Source organism: Leptotrichia hongkongensis, from assembly GCF_007990635.1.
In the GTDB taxonomy this organism is placed as follows: domain Bacteria; phylum Fusobacteriota; class Fusobacteriia; order Fusobacteriales; family Leptotrichiaceae; genus Leptotrichia; species Leptotrichia hongkongensis.
In genome coordinates this window covers 207844-226965 of the sequence record NZ_AP019846.1, presented here as the reverse complement: position 1 = coordinate 226965, position 19122 = coordinate 207844, and the positions used below count along the sequence as shown (strand labels likewise).

The window sequence follows — 19122 nt, the reverse complement described above, 5'->3', positions numbered from 1 at the left end:
TTTCATAATAAGGTTGTTCAACAGCTAATTCATAATTATTCAACTTTTTTATTTTTTCTTTTCGTAGGATTGCTCATTGCCGCAAATCCTACAACCTATGGCTAGACTACGACTTTTATTTGCCCAACTCCGAAACTCCTCCTTTCAGTCGTCAAACAGTCGTAGTTGAACAAATAAAAGCTCCGTCGGTTTATTAAAACAAAAAAAATTATATTTTAATTATTTTGAAATACTAGGTTTTTATCCTTTATTGAAAAAGTTTATATTAAATGGTTAGTTTATTTTGTTTATATTTTAAGTAGGCTGTCTCCTTTCACCTACATTTCTAGAATTTCAATTTTACTAATTCAAAATTTCCAAAATAAAAAAGCAGAAAAACTCCTAATTAATAAAAATTTTCCTGCTTAATTTATTTTTTAATTAATTATTATTATTTTTCACTTCGTTTCTTTAATGCCGCTTTTATCCAACCTGTGAACAATGGATGTGGACGATTTGGACGGCTTTTGAATTCTGGATGATATTGTGATGCTATAAAATATGGATGGTTTTTTATTTCGATTACTTCCACATAATTTCCATCTGGAGATAATCCTACAATATCCATTCCAGCTTTTTCAAATTCTTCCCTGTAAGCATTGTTAAATTCGTATCTGTGTCTATGTCTTTCAGTTATTTCAGTTTTTCCATATATATTTGCAGCCAAGCTGTCGTCTTTTAATACACATGGATATGCTCCAAGACGCATTGTCCCTCCCATATCTTTCAGACCTTTTTGTTCTTCCATGAGGCTTATAATTGGATATGAAGTGTCTTTTTCAAATTCTGTCGAAGTTGCATCTTTATAGCCAAGTACATTTCTTGCAAATTCCACACAAGCCATTTGCATTCCAAGACAAATTCCAAAGAATGGAATGTTATTTTCTCTTGCAAATTTTATCGCTTCAACTTTTCCATCTACTCCTCTGTCACCAAATCCACCTGGCACTAAAATTCCATCATAATCAGCCAGTTTTTTCACATCAAATTCTCCAGCTTTAAAATAATCAATTTCAACTTTTGTATCAAGATTAAACCCAGCATGCTCGATTGATTCATGAATACTGATGTAAGCATCTTTTAATTCAATATATTTTCCAACAACTGCTACTTTTACAATCTTTTTAGGGTTTTTGAATTTTTCTACCATTTTAGTCCATTCAGTCAGTAATGGCTTTTCATTTTTTATTTTAAAATGTTTACAAATTACATCGGCAAGCCCTAATTTTTCCATAGTTAATGGTATTTCGTAAAGACTTTTAGCATCAAGCGATTCAATCACTGCCTCTTCATCAATATCACAGAAAATCGAGATTTTTTTCTTAATATTTTCATCAACAGGATGTTCACTTCTCACTACAATCACATCTGGCGAGATTCCAAGCCCTTGAAGCATTTTTACGCTATGTTGTGTAGGTTTTGTCTTCAATTCTCCTGCTGCTTTTAAATAAGGCAATAATGTTACATGAATGTAAGCAATATTTTCTCTTCCAACTTCTCTTTTCAACTGACGAATTGCTTCAATAAACGGATCACTTTCAATATCCCCAATTGTCCCACCAATCTCAGTAATTACAATATCAGAGTTATTCTCCTCAGCAGCTTTTATAACATTGTACTTAATTTCATCTGTCATGTGAGGCACAGTTTGCACAGTTCCTCCTAAAAATTCCCCACGACGCTCTTTTGCAATAATTTTTGACATAATTTTTCCAGTTGTCAAATTATTATACTTTGTCAAATTCTCATTGATAAATCTCTCATAATGCCCCAAATCCAAGTCAGTTTCTGCTCCATCTTCTGTAACAAAAACTTCCCCATGCTGATAAGGACTCATAGTTCCTGGATCAACATTTATATACGGATCGAATTTCTGAATTGTAACCTTATATCCTCTCTCTTTTAGCAATCTTCCTAAAGAAGAAGCCACAATTCCTTTTCCAAGCGATGAAACAACTCCACCTGTGACAAAAATATATTTTGTCGTGTTATTTTGTCTATCCATTTTTCCTCCTATTTCTATTCCTATTTATTCAGTTTTAAATATTTTGGCAATTTTATAAAATATCACTTAATTTAACAGATTATTTTTTTAATAAACTATTATTTATAAATATTTTTCTCTTTGATTTCTATATTTTTCTTTTTATTTTCGTAGGATTGCTCATTGCCGCAAAACCTTATCTTGCAGTAAAGGTTTATCCTGATAATCAAAATATTTGGCAAGATTGCTACGCAATAACCTATGGCTAGTCTACGACATTTTTATGCACTGACAAAAAACTCGCTATGCTCAGACAGTTTTGCCAGCACAGAAAAATGCTCCGACGGAACATTTATACTAGAATCTGTTTGAAAAATGAAAATTATATTTTAATTATTTGAAAATATTAAGTTTTATCCTTTAATTAGAAAAATTTGTAATAAATTCGTCATTTAAATGGGGTTTAGTATAAGAATTAAATTTTTAAATACTTTTATTGTTTTTTCCACAAAAAAAGAGGAAAAAAAAAATTTTCACCTCTTTTAAACAAATTTTATTTATGTAAAACTCAAAAGGAATATCCCAAGTTTGAGAATAAACTTGAGATAGTCTAAATTAATTTTCATTTTTTATTTGTTATTATCTTGCAGCTCCAGCTTTGTAAGCTCCATTTGATCCGAATACATTTCTGATTTTATCTTTGTAATATTCTTTCATGTAGTCTTTTGCAGGTCCTACATATTTTCTAGGATCAAATTCTCCTGGGTTTTTAGCGAATACTTCTCTGATTCCTGCTGTGAAAGCCAATCTTCCATCAGTATCTACGTTAATTTTAGCTACTGCTGATTTAGCAGCTTTTCTTAATTCTGAATCAGGGATACCAATTGCATCTGCAATTTTTCCACCATATTGGTTAATCATTTCAACAAATTGGTGAGGTACTGCTGATGAACCATGTAATACGATTGGGAATCCAGGTATTCTTTTTTCAATTTCTTCCAAGATATCCAATCTTAATTTAGGATCGTCTCCTGGTTTGAATTTGTGAGCTCCGTGAGAAGTTCCAATTGCGATTGCTAATGAATCAACTCCTGTTTTTGTTACGAAGTCTTCAACTTCATCAGGTTGAGTATAAACATGTTCTGCTGCTACTACATCGTCTTCGATTCCAGCTAAAACTCCTAATTCAGCTTCAACTGTAACATCGTGTTGATGAGCGAAATCAGCAACTTGTTTTGCTTCTGCAACGTTTTCATCGTAAGGGTGATGAGATCCATCATACATTACTGAAGAGAATCCGTATTCGATACAGTCTTTTGCTTCAGCAAAATTTGGACCATGATCCAAGTGCAATGCTACTGGAATGTCTGATCCTGATGCTTCTACATAAGCTGTTGCAGCTTTTGCAAGCCAAGGTAACATTTCTTTACCAATATATTTTCTTGCACCTGTTGATACTTGAAGAATTACTGGTGATCCTTCTTCAACGCACGCTTCGATAATTCCTTGTAATTGTTCCATGTTGTTAAAGTTAAAAGCAGGTACTGCGTAACCTTCTTTATTTGCTTTAGCAAACATTTCTTTAGTGTTGCTTAATCCTAAATCTTTAAAATGATATTTCATTTTACGCCTCCTAATATTTATTAATTAGATTAACTTCTTTAATTATATGTTATCAAATTTTCGTATAAAAATCAATAGAAAACAAAAAATAATGTTAAAAATAAGATATTTTTTTAATCTACTTTACTTAATTTATTTTACTTTGATTTATGAGTTCTTCCACTGTCATTCCTTTTCTAAGTACATTTTTATCTGTAAATCCTGGAATTCCTTCAATTCTGCCACGTCTTGAAACTTGCCAAATTATCCACCTATTCTCTTCGTCTATTTTAGGAAAATATTTATAATCTGTAATCCAAATTTTATTTTCAGGAAATTCACCTTTTATGTATGCATTATAAGTGTTATAATTCACATAGAAAATTACTCTTTTTTTATAATGTTTTTCAAGTTTTTCAACCATAACTCTCAAATGCTCAATTACATCTGGTTTTTTATATTTTTTCGTAGAAATTTCAAGATCAATAATTGGAGGTAATGTTTTCTCAGAATCAGGCACTTTACTTATATAAAAATCCGCTTGTGCTTCTCCACTGCTAGTCATTACAAAAAAATGATACGCTCCAACTACAAATCCATTTAACCTAGCGTTATTCCAATTATATAAAAAATCCGTATCAAGAAAATTCTGTCCTTCTGTCGCTTTTAAAATGATAAATTTATATTTTTTATCAACAAGAGTCCAATTCACTTTTTCCTGATGATGTGAAATATCCAGCCCATGAACTTTATATCCAGCTAATTCCGCCAAAATATCATTATGATATAAATAACCACTAAGTTCTAGAAACCCCACTATACCTCCACCAATTATCATAATTACCAAAAATTTTATAAATTTTTCCATATTCTCTCCGTTCAGTTATTTAATAACAAAATTATTTTTAAAATTCTCAAATAACCTATTTTTATTATTGTACTTAATTTTAGAGCAGTTTTTGACAGTTTAGGAAAAAATCAGATTAATATGATAGTTATATACGGTTATAGTGTTTTTGTTACTTTATAACTGTCATTCCACCCATATAAGGCACTAATACTTCTGGAACTTTTATAGTTCCGTCATCTTGCTGATAATTTTCCATAATTGCAAGCAATGTTCGTCCTACAGCAAGTCCTGATCCATTCAGAGTATGCACAAAATGGCTTTTTCCAGTTTCCTTTTCCCTGTATTTAATCATTGCACGTCTAGCTTGAAAGTCTTCTGTATTTGAGCAAGAAGAAATTTCTCTGTATTTTCCTTGACTTGGAACCCAAACTTCCAAATCATAAGTTTTTGCCGCACTAAATCCTATATCTCCGCTGCAAAGTGCCAGTACTCTATATGGCAATTCGAGTTTTTGTAATATTTTTTCTGCACAATTTACCATTTTTTCAAGTTCATCGTAAGAAGTTTCAGGTTTTACAATTTTTACCATTTCCACTTTATTAAACTGATGCTGTCTTATAAGCCCCTTTAAATCACGACCTCCAGAACCAGCTTCCTTTCTAAAACAAGCTGTATATCCACAGTAATATTTAGGTAATTCCTCTTCATCCAGAATTTCGCTGTTATGTAAATTTGTAAGTGTAACTTCTGCCGTTGGAATCAAATACATTTCATCACCTTCAATTTTATAGGCATCATCAGCAAATTTTGGAAGTTGTCCTGTTCCCACCATCATTTCTCGTCTAACTAATTGTGGCGTAAAAATTTCCTCAAATCCATTTTCTCTAGTATGAACATCAATCATAAACGAAATCAATGCTCTTTCCAATCTTGCAGCTGCATTTTTATAAACTGTAAATCTTGAACCACCAAGTTTTGCCCCTCTTTCAAAGTCCAAAATCCCTAGTTCTACTCCTAGTTCATCATGTGATTTTATTTCAAAGTCAAACTCTCTTGGAGTTCCCCATTTTCTAACTTCTACATTATCATCTTCATCTTTTCCAACTGGAGTCGTATCACTTAATTTGTTTGGAATCGTATAAGCAAGTTCCAACTGCTTTTCATCAATTTCTGCTACTTTTTGGTCAAGTTCCTTAATTTTTGCACTGACAGTCTGCATTCTCGCAAGTAGTTCAGCAGAATCTTTTCCTTCCTGTTTATATTTTCCTATCAATGCACTTGATTCATTTCTTTCTTTCTTTAACATTTCCACTTCTTGAAGCAAATTTCTTCTATCTTCATCAAATTTCAGCAATGAATTTAAATCAAAGTCACTATTTCTATTTTTTAAATATTCTCTGACTTTATCAGCATTTTCCCTTATGTATCTCATTTCCAACATAATTTTTTATTTCCTTTCTTTTTATATATATTTATATAGTATTTTTTTACTTTCACTTAAATTTTCAAAATCATAATTTTTACTAAATTGTATTTTTTTCACATTTTGAATATTATACTTTTCCACAATTTTATCATAATTTTCCACATAAATTTTTTTGTAAAGTTCATCAGCTTGATTTTCCACAAAATAGTTTAAGTTTTCCACATTTTCAAAATTTAGAAAAGCTGAATCAGATTTTATGAAATAGTTTATGATATTTTTTATTATCTCATCTATTTTATCACGAATTTCGTTAAATTTTGAACCATTTTCAGTTTCAACTTTTTCTATCATTTTTCTGCAAAAAAGTTTTTACAAGTTTATTTGTATCTGTTGAAATTAATGAATAGTTGTATAAAATTTCAAAAATTTATCTTTATTCCGATAAAGCAGTTCATTTGCTAATTTTACAGCATAAATTGATTCTTTATTAAAAATGCTTCTTCTAAATCCATCTATTAATTTGGGAAGTTCAACTTTGCTTAACCGTTCTATTTTTTTGTCTTTTTCTCTAAATGTTTCCAAAAATTGTTTGCTTATGATTTGTTTTACATTTTCATTTTTTTCGTTTTTACTAAAATAAATATATCCCAATTCTAGTATAAATGATGGTTCTTTAGCTGTTACCTTAAAATTTTTGTTAAGCTGGAAATATTTTCGTTTTTCAAAATTATTTTTATATTTTAGAATAAATTGTGAAAAATTTTCTGTATTTAAAAATACATTTTCACTTTCCAGCTTTTTATTTTCAGTCAAAATTTAATTCCTCCCTTCTGCTTCATTTTCTAATCTTTGTAAAAATTTTAATTTTTTAATAACTACAATATTTTTATATTTGATTTTATAACTTTTATTTTTAAAATTTTGTAAAATTTGGGTTTCACAAAATCTTAAATTCAATTTATTTTTCAACAATTTTAAATTCCATTTTTAAAATCATTAAATTTTCTATATTTTCATCAATTTTCACAATATCCTTTTCCGTTGTCAAAACATAATCGTAATTTTGGGATTTTTCCTTTATTTCCAAAATTTCTTCATTTGTGTAAACGTGATGATCTGTAAATTTTATTTCATCAATATTACTTGGATTTAATTTTTTTATTGTCTGATAAAATACAGCTGGATTTGCTATTGAAGAAAAAATCAGAACATTTTTATTTTTAATAATTTCTAATGGAAATTTTTCATTTCTTATATTGTTTTCATTATTTATTTTACCCAATTTTTTCCTATTTTCAAAATTTAATTTGTAAAAATGACTTTCTTCAAAAGTAGCAACAGAAATCGGTTTTTGATATTTTACCAGTCTTTCCTTAATTTTCGTAATTTCTTCTCTCGAAACATAATTACTTTTTGTAATAATAATTTCATCAGCTCTTTTTAAAGAGTCAAGCGATTCCCGCAATCGGCCTTTTGGCAAATAATCATTCATTCCAAAAGGATTTGTTGCATCAATTAGAATTATATTTTTATCTTTTTTCAATTTTCTATGCTGAAAGCCGTCATCCATAATAATTGTTTGTACACCACATTTTTCTTTTAAAAAAGTTGCACCTTCATAACGATTTTTACATACTACGACAGGAATTTGAAAATTTAAGGCATGCAAATAGGCTTCATCTCCGGATTCCTTTGAAGTGGCATAAATCTCTTTTTCATCCCGCACAAGCAGTAAATCAGTTTCCCGTTTTCCCTTGTAACCTCGACTCAGAATTCCAACTTTTTTATTCTTTTCTAAATATTTTTGCACAAAATACTGCACAGCTGGTGTTTTCCCAGTCCCTCCTGCCACAATATTTCCAATGCAAATTATTTCCACTCCATCAACCTTTTTTTCTTTAAAAATATTCAAATCATAAAGTTTATTTCGTAAAAAGACAATAAATCCATATATAATCGACAATAATTTCATTAATTCTTCCTCAGCTTAACTTTCTTAATTAGTTTTCTAATAGTCCTTTATAAATTGTTTCCAGCCGTCTAAATCTATTTTTTATTCCAGATTTGGAAATTTCCATTAAGTCTGCTAGTTCCTGTAGGGACATTTCCTGATTTTCCAGTCGAATTCTTGCGGTTTCGCTTAATACGTCTGTCAATTCTGAAAGACCCATTTTTTCATCAATTACCTTTATCATGTTAATCTGCTTTTCAGAAGCCGATAATTTTTTTGTTTCATTTGCGATTTCCCAATTCATATTTCTATTAATTTTATTTCGAATTTCCTTATTTATCGTAACTTCTTCAAATTCAAAAAACGAATTTATTCCCCCAATTAAAAAAATTATATCCAAAATGTCTTCTGAATTTCTTAAATAAACAAGGCTCTTATTTTTTTTCTCTGTCTGAAAAACTTTTTTTCCCATCTGTTTAAACAAGTAATACAAATAAGTGGCAGAATCTTCAGTATCCACAAAAAAGTCCATTGCATAAGCCTTTTCTGGAGACTTTATATATCCACAGCTAAGGAAAAAGCCTCTGATTATCCCAGCTAACTGTTTTTCATTCTCCACAACTGAAAAATTTTTGTGAAAATAGATTTTTTTTAAAAATGATTTGTATTCCTGCTGATTGTGCTGAGTGGGAAAAAGTATCACTTCATACATTTTGTGTGTTCCAAGACGCTTACTAATAACGTATTTTAGTTGAATTGGGATATTTGTTACTGCCCGTAAATTTGAATAAATTCTTTTAGCAAGCGAGACATTTTCAGTACTGAAATAAATTCCGTGTTCTGTAATTACATTCTTTGCAATAAAAATTCCAAAAAGCTCTGCATAAACAGTATCTTTATCTGAATTTTCCAAGTTGAAGATTTCTCTTTTTACATTTGCTGAATATGACATTTTTCCCCCTCTCTTTATATTTTTTTCTCTGTTCCTAAATTAAAGTTTTTGACTTTTTGCTGTTTATTATTGCTCTATTTTTATAAGACCTATACACTTGTTTATAAAATTTCGTTAAAATAAGGACTTTCAGACTTTTATTAATACTAAATCCCATTTAAAAATGAAAATAAATTTTTATAATAGGGTTGTTCAATAGATAATTTATAATCATTCAACTTTTTTCTTTTTTATTTTCGTAGGATTGCTCATTGCCGCAAATCCTTATCTTGCAGTAAAGATTTATCCTAATAATTAAAATTGTGGCAAGATTGCTACGCAATAACCTATGGCTAGTCTACGACATTTTTCCATGCTGACAAAAAACTCGCTATGCTCAAACAGTTTTGCCCACACAGAAAAATGCTCCGACAGATTAATTTATATTAGATTCTTTTTAAAAAATGAAAGTTATATCTTAAATTACTTGAAAATATTAGGTTTATATCCTTTACTTAGAAAAGTTTGTAATAAATTCGTTATTTAAATAGGGTTTAATAATTAAAACTACAACAAGCCTAATAATTCATTTTTCTAGGATTCCCTGATTTATCATAGTAAGTCCAAGTTCCTGTTCTTCTTCTGCCTTTAATACTTCCTTCAAATCCAAGGCTTCCATCTGTATAATATCCTCTTACAGTTCCAGTTTCCCCATTCATATTTGCTTCATATAAAGGTCTTCCGCTTTCGTAGTAGACATTCATTTTCCCATTTATTTCATCATTTACATAATTGATTTCAGATTTTTTACCTCCGTTAGTGTTCCATTCACTAAATAATCCATTTTTCTGTCCATTTGAATAATTTCCTTGTGATTTTTTCGAGCCATTTTCATAATACTCAGTCCAAGTTCCTGTCATTTTTCCATTCTCATAGTTCCCAACTGTTTCCTGAGACCCTGTTTTTCCGTAATATGAAGAATAACGTCCATTTAACTGATCATCTTTGTATTGATATTTTTTCCAGACTTTTCCATTTTCAGTATAAACTGTCCATTCTCCTTCTTTTTTTCCATTTTTATAATTTCCTATCGTAAATCTATTTCCGTTTGCATAAAATTCATCATATTTCCCATTCAGTATTCCATTGCTTAAATTAACAACAAGTCTTCTTCCGCCTTCTTCCATAATTCTATATTCTCCGCTTCCTGTCAATTCATAAGTGCTAGAATCTATTCTTTTTACATCTTCCATATTTGATGAGCTAAGCTTCGATAATCTAACCTTCCCAAAATTTGTCCCATAATTTGCAAATACATCTTTTCCATATGCAACTGCTGATAACATCATCATTCCAGCTATAAATAATATTTTTTTGCTATTATTTTTTTTCATTTTCATATCTCCTATTATTTTATAAAGTTTGTTTTTTTATTTTATTAATTTACCTTTTTACATTATAACAAATTTTTCTCATTTTTTAAACTAAATTGTTCATTTTTCTAGTTCCAGTTTACATTATAAGCAAACTTGGCTTAATTAGCATTATAAGTCCCAAAATTATCATAAGAATTCCACCAAACAGATTTACCCATTTAGAATATTTTGTAGTTAATTGCAATTTATTTACACTCATTAAGGCAAATCCAAAAACTATTATATCATCTATCATATAGCCAATTATGTAGATAAATGTGTAAAATTGTCTAGTCCAGAAAGGAACTTCATTTATTTGTAGGATTTTTGTGTATGTTTGAGGAATTCCAACTGAACAGGCAAATTCTATTACATTTACCGAAAGTGCCAATCCGATTATCGCAAGTGCCGTAAGCAATGTGAATGGCTTATTAGCAATGTCTTTTATCTTCTTAGAAATTTTTGCCCTCTGCTCAAAATCTGTCACTTCACATTCCAGCGTATCCCCTTTTTTCAAGTAATTTCTAATAAAGAAAATCCCACCAGCAATTCCAATAATTCCAACAAGCGGAGTTACCCATTTATCCAGTCCCACAAAATCCCAAGCATAAATCCAAGCATTTAAAATGAAAAAATACATTACAGCTTCAGCCAAGATAAACAGCCCTGCCACACGAAACATTTTCACCTTATTTCCAACGGCAATCAAAGCTGTCAAAAATAATACCAGAACCCACATTGCACAAGGATTAAATCCATCAATTGTTCCCAAAATTATTGACATTGTAAGTAGCGAATAATTTGTCAAGTCAACAGTCTTATTAATAATCGGAATATTTACAAGTACCTGATTCTCAGCACCTTTCGTAAGTCCTGGCACCTCACATACTGTATCGCCTGTACAGACTGCACCATTGCTGCTCACATTTCCCGTCTGTCCACTTTCCACATATTCCTTCAAAGTCAAAATCTTGTCCTTTATTTTCCCAGAATTTATCAAATTTTCAATTTCTTTCCCAGTCGTGTCAGCTGTATTAAACCCTTGAATAATATGTCCGTCAATGTAAATAATCGGAGTTCCCTTGACAAGTTTTAACTTCGATGTAGTTTCATCAAAAAACACTTTTTCTTCCTTGCTTTGATCAATTTTATGCTCCACATATTCAAAATCATCCCTTTTAGTAGATAATTCCTTCAAAAATTTCTCCAAATTTGCACAATTTTTACAGTCTTTTCTACCAAAGTACTCAATTTTTACTTTCTTTGACTGACTATTTCCAGCAGAATAACCAATCTGACTTATACAAAATATACCAAAAAGCATAATCATCAACGCAAAAAATCTACTTTTCTCTATCCCAATATTAAAATCTTTTCTCCAAACCATCTTTTTTCACACCTTTCTTTTTTATTTTTTATAAATAATTACCGTACTAACCGCATATTCTCTGCTATGTGAAATACTAATCTGTATTGTAAGCCCCTGTGCCTTCTCCTTTATCGCATTATAAAGCGTTACATAAGGTTTCCCCATCTCATCATTCAAAATCTCAATATCACTTAGCGAAAACCCATGCACCCCAGTCCCAAATGCCTTAGAAACTGCTTCTTTCGCAGCAAATCTCCCTGCATAACTGGCATACGGATGCCTTTTTTTTTCGATATGCTCAATTTCTTTTTCCGTATAAACTTTTCTTTTAAAAAGGCTTGTCTGGTTAATCGCTTTTTCAATTCGGGATATTTCAATAATATCTGTCCCAATACCGTATATTTCCATATTTATCTCCTTTTTTAAACTTACTATTGTTAGATTATACTACAAATTTTTAAAAATACAAAATTTGTATAATTTTAGTAGTTCAATTTTTAATGAGTTTACATATATTTTTTTCATTTTTGAAACATAGTCTAGCATAAATAACCCGTCGGAGAATTTTTCTGTGCTGGCAAAACTGTTTGAGCATAGCGAGTTTTTTGTCAGCATGGAAAAATGTCATAGACTAGCCATAGGTTGTAGGATTTGCGGCAATGAGCAATCCTACAAAAATAAAAAAGAAAAAACATAGTAATATGAAAAAATATTTATTAATCAAAATATCTAAAAAATAATTTAATTGAATAATTACGAATTTGCTATTAAACAACCTTATTATAAAAATTTATTCCTATTTCTAAACGGGATTTAGTATTAATACTTATAAAAAAAAACTCTACATAAGAAAAAATAATTCCTAAATAGAGATTTTTTTATTTGTTAAATTTTACTATTTCACTTTCACAATTTTCTTTTTCCCAGCCCTAATAATCATTCCGCTTTCGACATTTACATTTGCCTTAATATCTTTTATCGCCTCGTCATTTATTTTGAATCCACCTTGTGAAATTAGCCTTCTTGCCTCACTTGTTCCTCCAAGTAATTTTGCTTCTTTTACAAGCAAGTCAATTACATTAATTTGTCCATAAGGAACTTCCACTTCTGGCAAATCTACGTCAAGATTTCTTTTGCTGAATACGTTTTCAAACCAGTCTCTTGCTTCCTTAGCTGCTTCTTCACCGTAGTAAATTTTTACAACTTCAGCTCCTAATTGCTTTTTGGCTTCCATTGGATGTAAACTTCCATCTACAATTTGAGCCTTGATTTCTTCAATTTTTTCAAAAGGAACATCTGTTATCATTGTATAGTAATTTTCCATCAATTCATCTGAAATTGACATGACTTTACCAAACATATCGTTAGGAGTGTCCTTTACACCAATGTAGTTTCCAAGTGATTTAGACATTTTTTCCACTCCGTCAAGCCCTACCAGAATTGGCATTATCATACAGACTTGTTGCTCCTGTCCAAAGTTTTTCTGTAAATCTCTTCCTCTTAGCAAATTAAATTTTTGTTCTGTTGCTCCCAATTCCACATCAGCCTTCAGTTCAACTGAATCATATCCTTGTAAAATCGGATACATAAACTCAATTAGTGAAACTGGTTTATTTTCAGCCAGTCTTTTTGAAAAATCCTCTCTCGAAATCATTTGCGATACAGTGAACTGCGATAATAAGTTCAACGCATCCGAAAGTGATAATTTTTCCAGCCAGTCAGCATTATAAACAACTTTTATTTTATCCAAGTCCAATATCAATTTTACTTGATCCAAATATGTTTTTATATTTTCATTTACTTGTTCCTCTGACAACATCTTTCTAGTTTCAGATTTCCCTGTCGGATCTCCAATTCTTCCAGTAAAAGTTCCAATCAAAAATAGAACTTCATGCCCCAAATCTTGAAACTGCTTCAATTTTCTCAAAGGTACTGCATGTCCCAAATGTAGCTCTGAACCTGTCGGATCAATCCCCAATTTAATCCGTAGCGGAGTATTAGTTGAAATTGATTTTTCCAACTTTTTCTTAAATTCATTCTCATTAATTATTTCATCGCACCCACGGCTCAAAATATTAAATTGTCTTTCTACTTCGTTTTTTACTTCTATTTCATTATTTCTATCTATACTCATTCTTATTTTTTCTCCTTCTTCTGTTTTATTCTTTTATTTATTTCTATATTTTTTCTTTTTATTAAATGCAAAGGGAACAATCACCACCCCTTGCAATCACGACATTTTTAATTTAACTACAAAAATTAACATAAATATCAAGTAAAACAATAACTGATTTAACTTGCTTTAAAAGACTTTTATAAATATGCCACGTACTTCATAAAATAATACACAATTGGCAATACAAATAACGCACTGTCAAATCTATCTAAAAATCCACCATGTCCCAAAAGCAGATTTCCAGAATCTTTTACTTCCAACTCTCTTTTTATCTTGGATTCTACCAAATCTCCCAGTTCGGCAAAAATTCCTATTACAAGCGCAAGAATAAAGGCTTTTAATCCTCCAATGGCAACATAATCGTAATTTACAGAACAGTTTTTTGATAAAAATGTAATTCCACATACGAAATTAGCTATAAATAAATAAATTTTATCAAAAGACAGGATTACTATAAATACTGCTAGAATCCCTGCAATTGCACCTTCAATTGATTTTTTAGGACTGATTTTTGGAGCTAATCTATGTTTGAATATTTTTCCACCAATTGCCATTCCAACAAGATAGGCAAAAATATCGCATGCCCAAATTAACATAAATGTCATCACAACTAGAATATTTCCATTTGGAAATTCATATTTTATCAGCAAAATATGTGAAAATAAATATGAAACATAAATTATTCCAAATAAAGTATATGAAATTTCTGCCATTGCATTTTGAATTTTTACTTTCAAAACCTGCCTTAAAGACAGAAGAATTATTGCAAATACGATAAATCCTCCCATATCAAAGTTAATTTGCTTGAAAAGAGCAAATCTGAAATATGAAAAAATATTTTTGGAATTTTCCTGAAAATATATTGCAACTGGTAAAAACAATCCAAGTCCCATTCCAATCCTGCTTGCTACCTCAAAGCCCTTATCCTTTAGCATTTTATAAAATTCAAACAGGGACATTCCAGTTATTACAAGTGTAAATATTAGAAACATCACATTTCCCTTTAAAAATATCCACAAAAGGAAAGGTACAAATAACAAAATAATAAATAATCTACTTAACATTCAGTCCTCCGTATCTTCTATCCCTTTTATTAAAGGATAAAATTGCTTTATCTAATTCCTCTTCGTTAAAATCAGGCCAGTAAACATCTGTTATGTAAAACTCTGAATAGGCAACTTCCCAAAGCAGAAAATTACTTATTCTAAATTCTCCACTTGTTCTGATTACAAGTTCTGGATCTGGAATTTCTGGACGGTACATAAATTTAGAAAATTCTTCTTCTGTAATTTTTATATTTTCTAAACTTTTCTTTTCATCTACAAACCCATTTACTTCTTTTTTTGTAACATTCAGCCGATTATTTTCATTATTAAACTTCTCTTCTATTATTTCACTTGATTGATCCAAAAGTTTAGTTTGCAAAACTTTGTTCACAGCATCAATAATCTCTCTACGTCCACCATAATTAAACGCTATATTAAAAACAATATTCTCACAATCCGTCAAATAATTTTCAGTTTCCTCAATTTTCTTTAGCAATTTTTGTGAAATATTTTCCTTTGCTCCTGTAACAAGCAATTTTACACCTTGTTTTTTTAAATTTTTCTTCTCTTTATCCAAATACTTCGCAAATAAGTCCATAAGCCCATTTACTTCCTTTTCAGGTCTTTTCCAGTTTTCAGTCGAAAATGCATACACAGTCAAATATTTCACACCAATATTCCCAGCATACTTTAAAATCTTCTCAAGACTGCTAGCCCCAGCCCTATGCCCTTCTAGCCGAATCTTTCCACGCTCCTTAGCCCAACGTCCATTTCCATCCATAATAATGGCAATGTGCCTAGGAATCACCAATTCATCTCTATCCATATTATTCCTTTCAAGAATAAAAATATTATTGCTATAATTATAACAGCCAAATCATTATTTTTCAAGGTGTTTGTAAAATTATTACATAAAAAAGAAGCAGAATTTTCAAAATTCTACCCCTAACCATAATAAGCCTTTCTAAAATAAAAATTATACTTTAATAAATTTATTTTTCTTTCTAAAAATTTAACTACATTTTATTAAATTAAATAAACATCTGTACCGCTATCGTAATATCTTCTTAGAAAATTTTGCAATCTTTCACTTCCAGAATTTTTAAAAATTTCTTCAGGCTTTCCTTCTTCTATAATTGTTCCGCTATCCATAAATACTACATAATCGGATACTTCTCTTGCAAACTGCATTTCATGGGTAACAATTATCATTGTCATATTTTCTTTTACCATATCTTTTATAACTTTCAGAACTTCTCCAATAAGTTCAGGATCAAGTGCCGAAGTTGGCTCATCAAGCAAAATTACCTCTGGACTCATCGCAACCGCCCTTGCGATTCCCACTCTTTGCTGTTGCCCTCCAGAAAGCTGATTTGGATAAAATTCGGCTTTATCTTTTAACCCTACTTTTTCAAGCATTTTCAATCCTATTTCTGTTGCTTCGTTCTTATTCATTTTTTTTACAATCAAAAGACCTTCAATTACATTTTCCAAAGCAGTTTTGTTTTTGAATAAATTATAATTCTGAAAAACCATTGTCGTATTTTTTCTAAGCCTGTTTATATCTTTTTTATTTATTTTACTCAAGTCAAATGTTTCGTTTCCAAAAGTTATTGTTCCCGATGAAGCTGTTTCAAGAAAATTAAGGCTTCGTAAAAATGTTGATTTTCCAGATCCACTCGGTCCTATGATGCTTATTACCTGTCCTTTTTCTATTTTAAAGTTTATTCCTTTCAAAACTTCATTTTTTCCAAAAGACAATTTTAGATTTTCAACCTTTATCATTTTACAGTCCACCTACTCTCAATTTCTTTTCCACAATTCCCATGACTTTTTCCACAATTATACAAACAACCCAGTAAATTCCAGCAACAACAATATATGCCTCAAAAATATCCAGCCCTGAAGCCGATATTATTTTTGCTTTTCCCATCATTTCTACAATTGAAACTGTAAAAGCAAGTGAGGAATCTTTTATCAGACTTATAAAAGTATTTCCAAAATTAGGAAAAGTTATTATAATCGCCTGCGGAAGTACAATTCTTTTCATTGCCTGCCATTTTGTCATTCCAATAGACAATGCAGCTTCAACTTGCCCTTTATCAACCGACTGAATTGCCGCCCTAAATGTTTCCGACAGATAACCCGATACATTTAAAATAAATGCTACGTAAACAAAGATAATAGCAGGAATATTATTCACATCTATATTAAACCCATACTTTAAATGTATATAATCTAATATTTTAGGCAATCCATAATAGGCAAGGTAAATCTGAACTAAAAGAGGTGTCCCTCTTATAAAGGACACATAAATTGTAGCAAGCCTTGTCAGCACAGGAATTTTATTTATTCTCACAAGTGCGATAAAAAAACTAAGTATCAGCGAAAATATCATCGTAACAATCGCAATATTCAGAGTCATTGGCAATGCTTTCAATATTTCTGGAATAGCTCTTACCATAAATCCCCAGTTTAAAAAAGGTACATTATTATTCATTACTTTTCTCCTGTTTATAAATTATTTCGTATAATCTCCACCAAACCATTTTTCTGATATTTTGGCAAGTGTTCCGTCAGCTTTCATTTCAGCTAGTGCTTTATTTACTTTATTTTTCAATTCTTCGCTATCTTTTCTAAATGTGAAATATACAGGTGTTTTTGTTACAGGCTCTCCTACGATTTCTACAAGATTTCCTCTTTGTTTTGTGAAATATCCTACTGTCAATCTGTCATTTAAAGTAGCGTCTGCCTTTCCTTGTGCAATTTCTTCTAGTGCAATTGAAACATTTCCATCAAAATAAGCATAATTTATTTCCTTATTTTTGTCAAAATCAGTCAAAGTCTTGTTATAATTGCTTCCTACTCCTGTCATAACTCTTTTACCTTTTAAGTCCTCAAGTGTCTTAATGTCAGTTCTTCCTTTTTTAACAATAATTTGAGCAGCTGATACTAAATAATCATCAGAGAAAGTATATTTTTTCTCTCTTTCAGGATTTTTAGCAATTTCATTTGCAATAAAGTCAAATTTTTTCGATTCCAGTCCTAAAAACATGCTATCCCAAGGCGTAGGCACAAATTCTATATCTAAATTTGCCCTTTTCCCAATTTCTTCAACAACTTCCACATCATATCCAGTTAATTTCCCACTTCCATCAGTAAACGTAAATGGTGCATAAACTCCTTCTGTTCCAACTTTAACTTTTTGTTTTCCTTCACTACTCCCACTTTTACCATTTTCCTGTTTTCCTCCACAGCTGATAAGAAATAGTCCTATCAATAAAATTCCTGTTATTTTCAAAATATTTTTCATGATTTTCCTCCTAAAATTTTTATATTTTTTATTTATATTATCGTAAAATTAAATTTTTAACTATTTCGTATAATCTCCGCCAAACCATTTTTCTGATATTTTAGCAAGCGTTCCATCGGCTCTCATCTCAGCAAGTGCTTTGTTCACTTCATTTCTTAATTCTTCGCTATCTTTTCTAAATAGGAAAAATGTTGGTGTTGTACTCAAAGGCTCCCCTACCAGCTGAACTTTATCTCCTTGCTGTTTTTTATAGTAACTTACCACAAGTCTGTCGCTCAATGTTGCATCCGCTTTTCCTTGTGCTATTTCTACCAATGTCAATGTAATTCCACCGTCAAAATAGTTAAGATCTATCTTTTTAGCAGCTGTTTTATTATATTCCTCAACAGTTTTTGAATAATTGCTTCCAACTGCTGAAATTACTCTTTTACCTTCTAGATCCTTCAAAGTCTTTATATTATTCTCTCCCTCTTTTACAATAATCTGAGCAGCTGAAACTAAATATTTATCAGAAAAAATATATTTTTCTTCTCTTTCCTTAGTTTTTTCAATTTCATTGGCAATAATATCATATCTTTTTGACTCCAGCCCCAAAAATATGCTATCCCAAGGAACAGTTGTAAATTCAATATCTGCATTTATTCTTTTTCCAACTTCCTGAATAACCTCAACATCATATCCTGTCAATTTACCGCTACTTTCATCCTTAAACGAAAATGGTGCATAAACTCCATCTGTCCCTACTTTTATAACCCTTTTTTTCCCAGCATTCACTTTATTTCCACAAGATACGGCTAAAATCAGCAATAATAAAACTCCTAGCAATAATTTAATTTTTTTCATTCCAAGACCTCCAAAAATAAATATTTTTTAAAGAAAAAAGCCGAATAAGATTATCCGGCTTTCTAAGATGCAATCTTATTTTATCAATTTATTCACTTTAAAATAAGCTTACATCTAAAATTATTTTTTAATTAATTTTAAAATAAACTATACAAATTCATACACATTATCATATCT

General features: G+C 30.3%; 18 protein-coding genes and 1 pseudogene. All 19 read right to left on the bottom strand.

Going from position 1 to position 19122, the window contains the following annotated elements:
- Positions 1-430 precede the first annotated feature (430 nt).
- On the bottom strand, positions 431-2044 hold the full coding sequence (locus tag FVE75_RS01120) for a CTP synthase (RefSeq protein WP_147004823.1): 1614 nt from the start codon (positions 2042-2044) through the stop codon (positions 431-433).
- Between the two features lie 618 nt (positions 2045-2662).
- Positions 2663-3646 (bottom strand): class II fructose-bisphosphate aldolase, encoded by a 984-nt coding sequence (locus tag FVE75_RS01110; RefSeq protein ID WP_006805020.1) that lies wholly within the window; start codon positions 3644-3646, stop codon positions 2663-2665.
- 127 nt (positions 3647-3773) lie between these two features.
- Positions 3774-4493 (bottom strand): glycoside hydrolase family 25 protein, encoded by a 720-nt coding sequence (locus FVE75_RS01105; RefSeq protein ID WP_147004822.1) that lies wholly within the window; start codon positions 4491-4493, stop codon positions 3774-3776.
- Between the two features lie 151 nt (positions 4494-4644).
- Positions 4645-5916 (bottom strand): serine--tRNA ligase, encoded by a 1272-nt coding sequence (gene serS / locus FVE75_RS01100; RefSeq protein ID WP_021744813.1) that lies wholly within the window; start codon positions 5914-5916, stop codon positions 4645-4647.
- A gap of 21 nt (positions 5917-5937) precedes the next feature.
- A complete protein-coding gene (locus tag FVE75_RS11145) occupies positions 5938-6252 on the bottom strand; it encodes a hypothetical protein (protein ID WP_232052574.1) in 315 nt (104 codons plus the stop codon).
- Positions 6253-6297: 45 nt separating this feature from the next.
- Positions 6298-6714, bottom strand: a complete 417-nt coding sequence (locus tag FVE75_RS11140; RefSeq protein WP_232052573.1) for a hypothetical protein — start codon at positions 6712-6714, stop codon at positions 6298-6300.
- Between the two features lie 145 nt (positions 6715-6859).
- Positions 6860-7873 carry a tetraacyldisaccharide 4'-kinase gene (gene lpxK / locus FVE75_RS01090; protein WP_147004821.1) on the bottom strand — a complete coding sequence of 338 codons (1014 nt, stop codon included), beginning with the start codon at positions 7871-7873 and terminating at the stop codon, positions 6860-6862.
- 28 nt (positions 7874-7901) lie between these two features.
- Positions 7902-8804, bottom strand: coding sequence for a DNA-binding protein WhiA (whiA, locus tag FVE75_RS01085; protein WP_147004820.1), 903 nt, complete (start codon positions 8802-8804; stop codon positions 7902-7904).
- 214 nt (positions 8805-9018) lie between these two features.
- Positions 9019-9200, bottom strand: a pseudogene (locus tag FVE75_RS11805) (hypothetical protein).
- Between the two features lie 161 nt (positions 9201-9361).
- Entirely contained in the window at positions 9362-10177 is an 816-nt protein-coding gene (locus FVE75_RS01080; protein WP_039901494.1) for a toxin-antitoxin system YwqK family antitoxin, read from the bottom strand.
- A gap of 118 nt (positions 10178-10295) precedes the next feature.
- On the bottom strand, positions 10296-11585 hold the full coding sequence (locus tag FVE75_RS01075) for a thioredoxin/cytochrome c biogenesis CcdA family protein (protein WP_147004819.1): 1290 nt from the start codon (positions 11583-11585) through the stop codon (positions 10296-10298).
- A gap of 21 nt (positions 11586-11606) precedes the next feature.
- On the bottom strand, positions 11607-11975 hold the full coding sequence (gene acpS, locus FVE75_RS01070) for a holo-ACP synthase (protein ID WP_147004818.1): 369 nt from the start codon (positions 11973-11975) through the stop codon (positions 11607-11609).
- A gap of 487 nt (positions 11976-12462) precedes the next feature.
- On the bottom strand, positions 12463-13701 hold the full coding sequence (gene tyrS / locus FVE75_RS01065) for a tyrosine--tRNA ligase (RefSeq protein ID WP_147004817.1): 1239 nt from the start codon (positions 13699-13701) through the stop codon (positions 12463-12465).
- Between the two features lie 179 nt (positions 13702-13880).
- Positions 13881-14807, bottom strand: a complete 927-nt coding sequence (locus FVE75_RS01060) for a phosphatidate cytidylyltransferase (RefSeq protein ID WP_147004816.1) — start codon at positions 14805-14807, stop codon at positions 13881-13883.
- On the bottom strand, positions 14797-15615 hold the full coding sequence (gene uppS / locus FVE75_RS01055; RefSeq protein ID WP_147004815.1) for a polyprenyl diphosphate synthase: 819 nt from the start codon (positions 15613-15615) through the stop codon (positions 14797-14799). The genes FVE75_RS01060 and uppS overlap by 11 nt, the downstream gene beginning before the upstream one ends.
- Positions 15616-15815: 200 nt before the next feature.
- Positions 15816-16574, bottom strand: coding sequence for an amino acid ABC transporter ATP-binding protein (locus FVE75_RS01050; protein ID WP_147004814.1), 759 nt, complete (start codon positions 16572-16574; stop codon positions 15816-15818).
- 1 nt (position 16575) lies between these two features.
- Entirely contained in the window at positions 16576-17289 is a 714-nt protein-coding gene (locus tag FVE75_RS01045) for an amino acid ABC transporter permease (protein WP_147004813.1), read from the bottom strand.
- A gap of 21 nt (positions 17290-17310) precedes the next feature.
- A complete protein-coding gene (locus FVE75_RS01040) occupies positions 17311-18102 on the bottom strand; it encodes a transporter substrate-binding domain-containing protein (protein WP_147004812.1) in 792 nt (263 codons plus the stop codon).
- 60 nt (positions 18103-18162) lie between these two features.
- The gene (locus tag FVE75_RS01035) at positions 18163-18945 is read right to left on the bottom strand and encodes a transporter substrate-binding domain-containing protein (RefSeq protein ID WP_147004811.1); all 783 of its coding nucleotides are present in this window, start codon (positions 18943-18945) and stop codon (positions 18163-18165) included.
- Between the last annotated feature and the right edge of the window lie 177 nt (positions 18946-19122).

Coding starts and splice junctions, on each gene's coding strand:
- FVE75_RS01120 (WP_147004823.1), bottom strand. CDS start 2,044: ATGGATAGACAAAATAACACGACAAAATATATTTTTGTCACAGGTGGA.
- FVE75_RS01110 (WP_006805020.1), bottom strand. CDS start 3,646: ATGAAATATCATTTTAAAGATTTAGGATTAAGCAACACTAAAGAAATG.
- FVE75_RS01105 (WP_147004822.1), bottom strand. CDS start 4,493: ATGGAAAAATTTATAAAATTTTTGGTAATTATGATAATTGGTGGAGGT.
- serS (WP_021744813.1), bottom strand. CDS start 5,916: ATGTTGGAAATGAGATACATAAGGGAAAATGCTGATAAAGTCAGAGAA.
- FVE75_RS11145 (WP_232052574.1), bottom strand. CDS start 6,252: ATGATAGAAAAAGTTGAAACTGAAAATGGTTCAAAATTTAACGAAATT.
- lpxK (WP_147004821.1), bottom strand. CDS start 7,873: ATGAAATTATTGTCGATTATATATGGATTTATTGTCTTTTTACGAAAT.
- whiA (WP_147004820.1), bottom strand. CDS start 8,804: ATGTCATATTCAGCAAATGTAAAAAGAGAAATCTTCAACTTGGAAAAT.
- FVE75_RS01080 (WP_039901494.1), bottom strand. CDS start 10,177: ATGAAAAAAAATAATAGCAAAAAAATATTATTTATAGCTGGAATGATG.
- FVE75_RS01075 (WP_147004819.1), bottom strand. CDS start 11,585: ATGGTTTGGAGAAAAGATTTTAATATTGGGATAGAGAAAAGTAGATTT.
- acpS (WP_147004818.1), bottom strand. CDS start 11,975: ATGGAAATATACGGTATTGGGACAGATATTATTGAAATATCCCGAATT.
- tyrS (WP_147004817.1), bottom strand. CDS start 13,701: ATGAGTATAGATAGAAATAATGAAATAGAAGTAAAAAACGAAGTAGAA.
- FVE75_RS01060 (WP_147004816.1), bottom strand. CDS start 14,807: ATGTTAAGTAGATTATTTATTATTTTGTTATTTGTACCTTTCCTTTTG.
- uppS (WP_147004815.1), bottom strand. CDS start 15,615: ATGGATAGAGATGAATTGGTGATTCCTAGGCACATTGCCATTATTATG.
- FVE75_RS01050 (WP_147004814.1), bottom strand. CDS start 16,574: ATGATAAAGGTTGAAAATCTAAAATTGTCTTTTGGAAAAAATGAAGTT.
- FVE75_RS01045 (WP_147004813.1), bottom strand. CDS start 17,289: ATGAATAATAATGTACCTTTTTTAAACTGGGGATTTATGGTAAGAGCT.
- FVE75_RS01040 (WP_147004812.1), bottom strand. CDS start 18,102: ATGAAAAATATTTTGAAAATAACAGGAATTTTATTGATAGGACTATTT.
- FVE75_RS01035 (WP_147004811.1), bottom strand. CDS start 18,945: ATGAAAAAAATTAAATTATTGCTAGGAGTTTTATTATTGCTGATTTTA.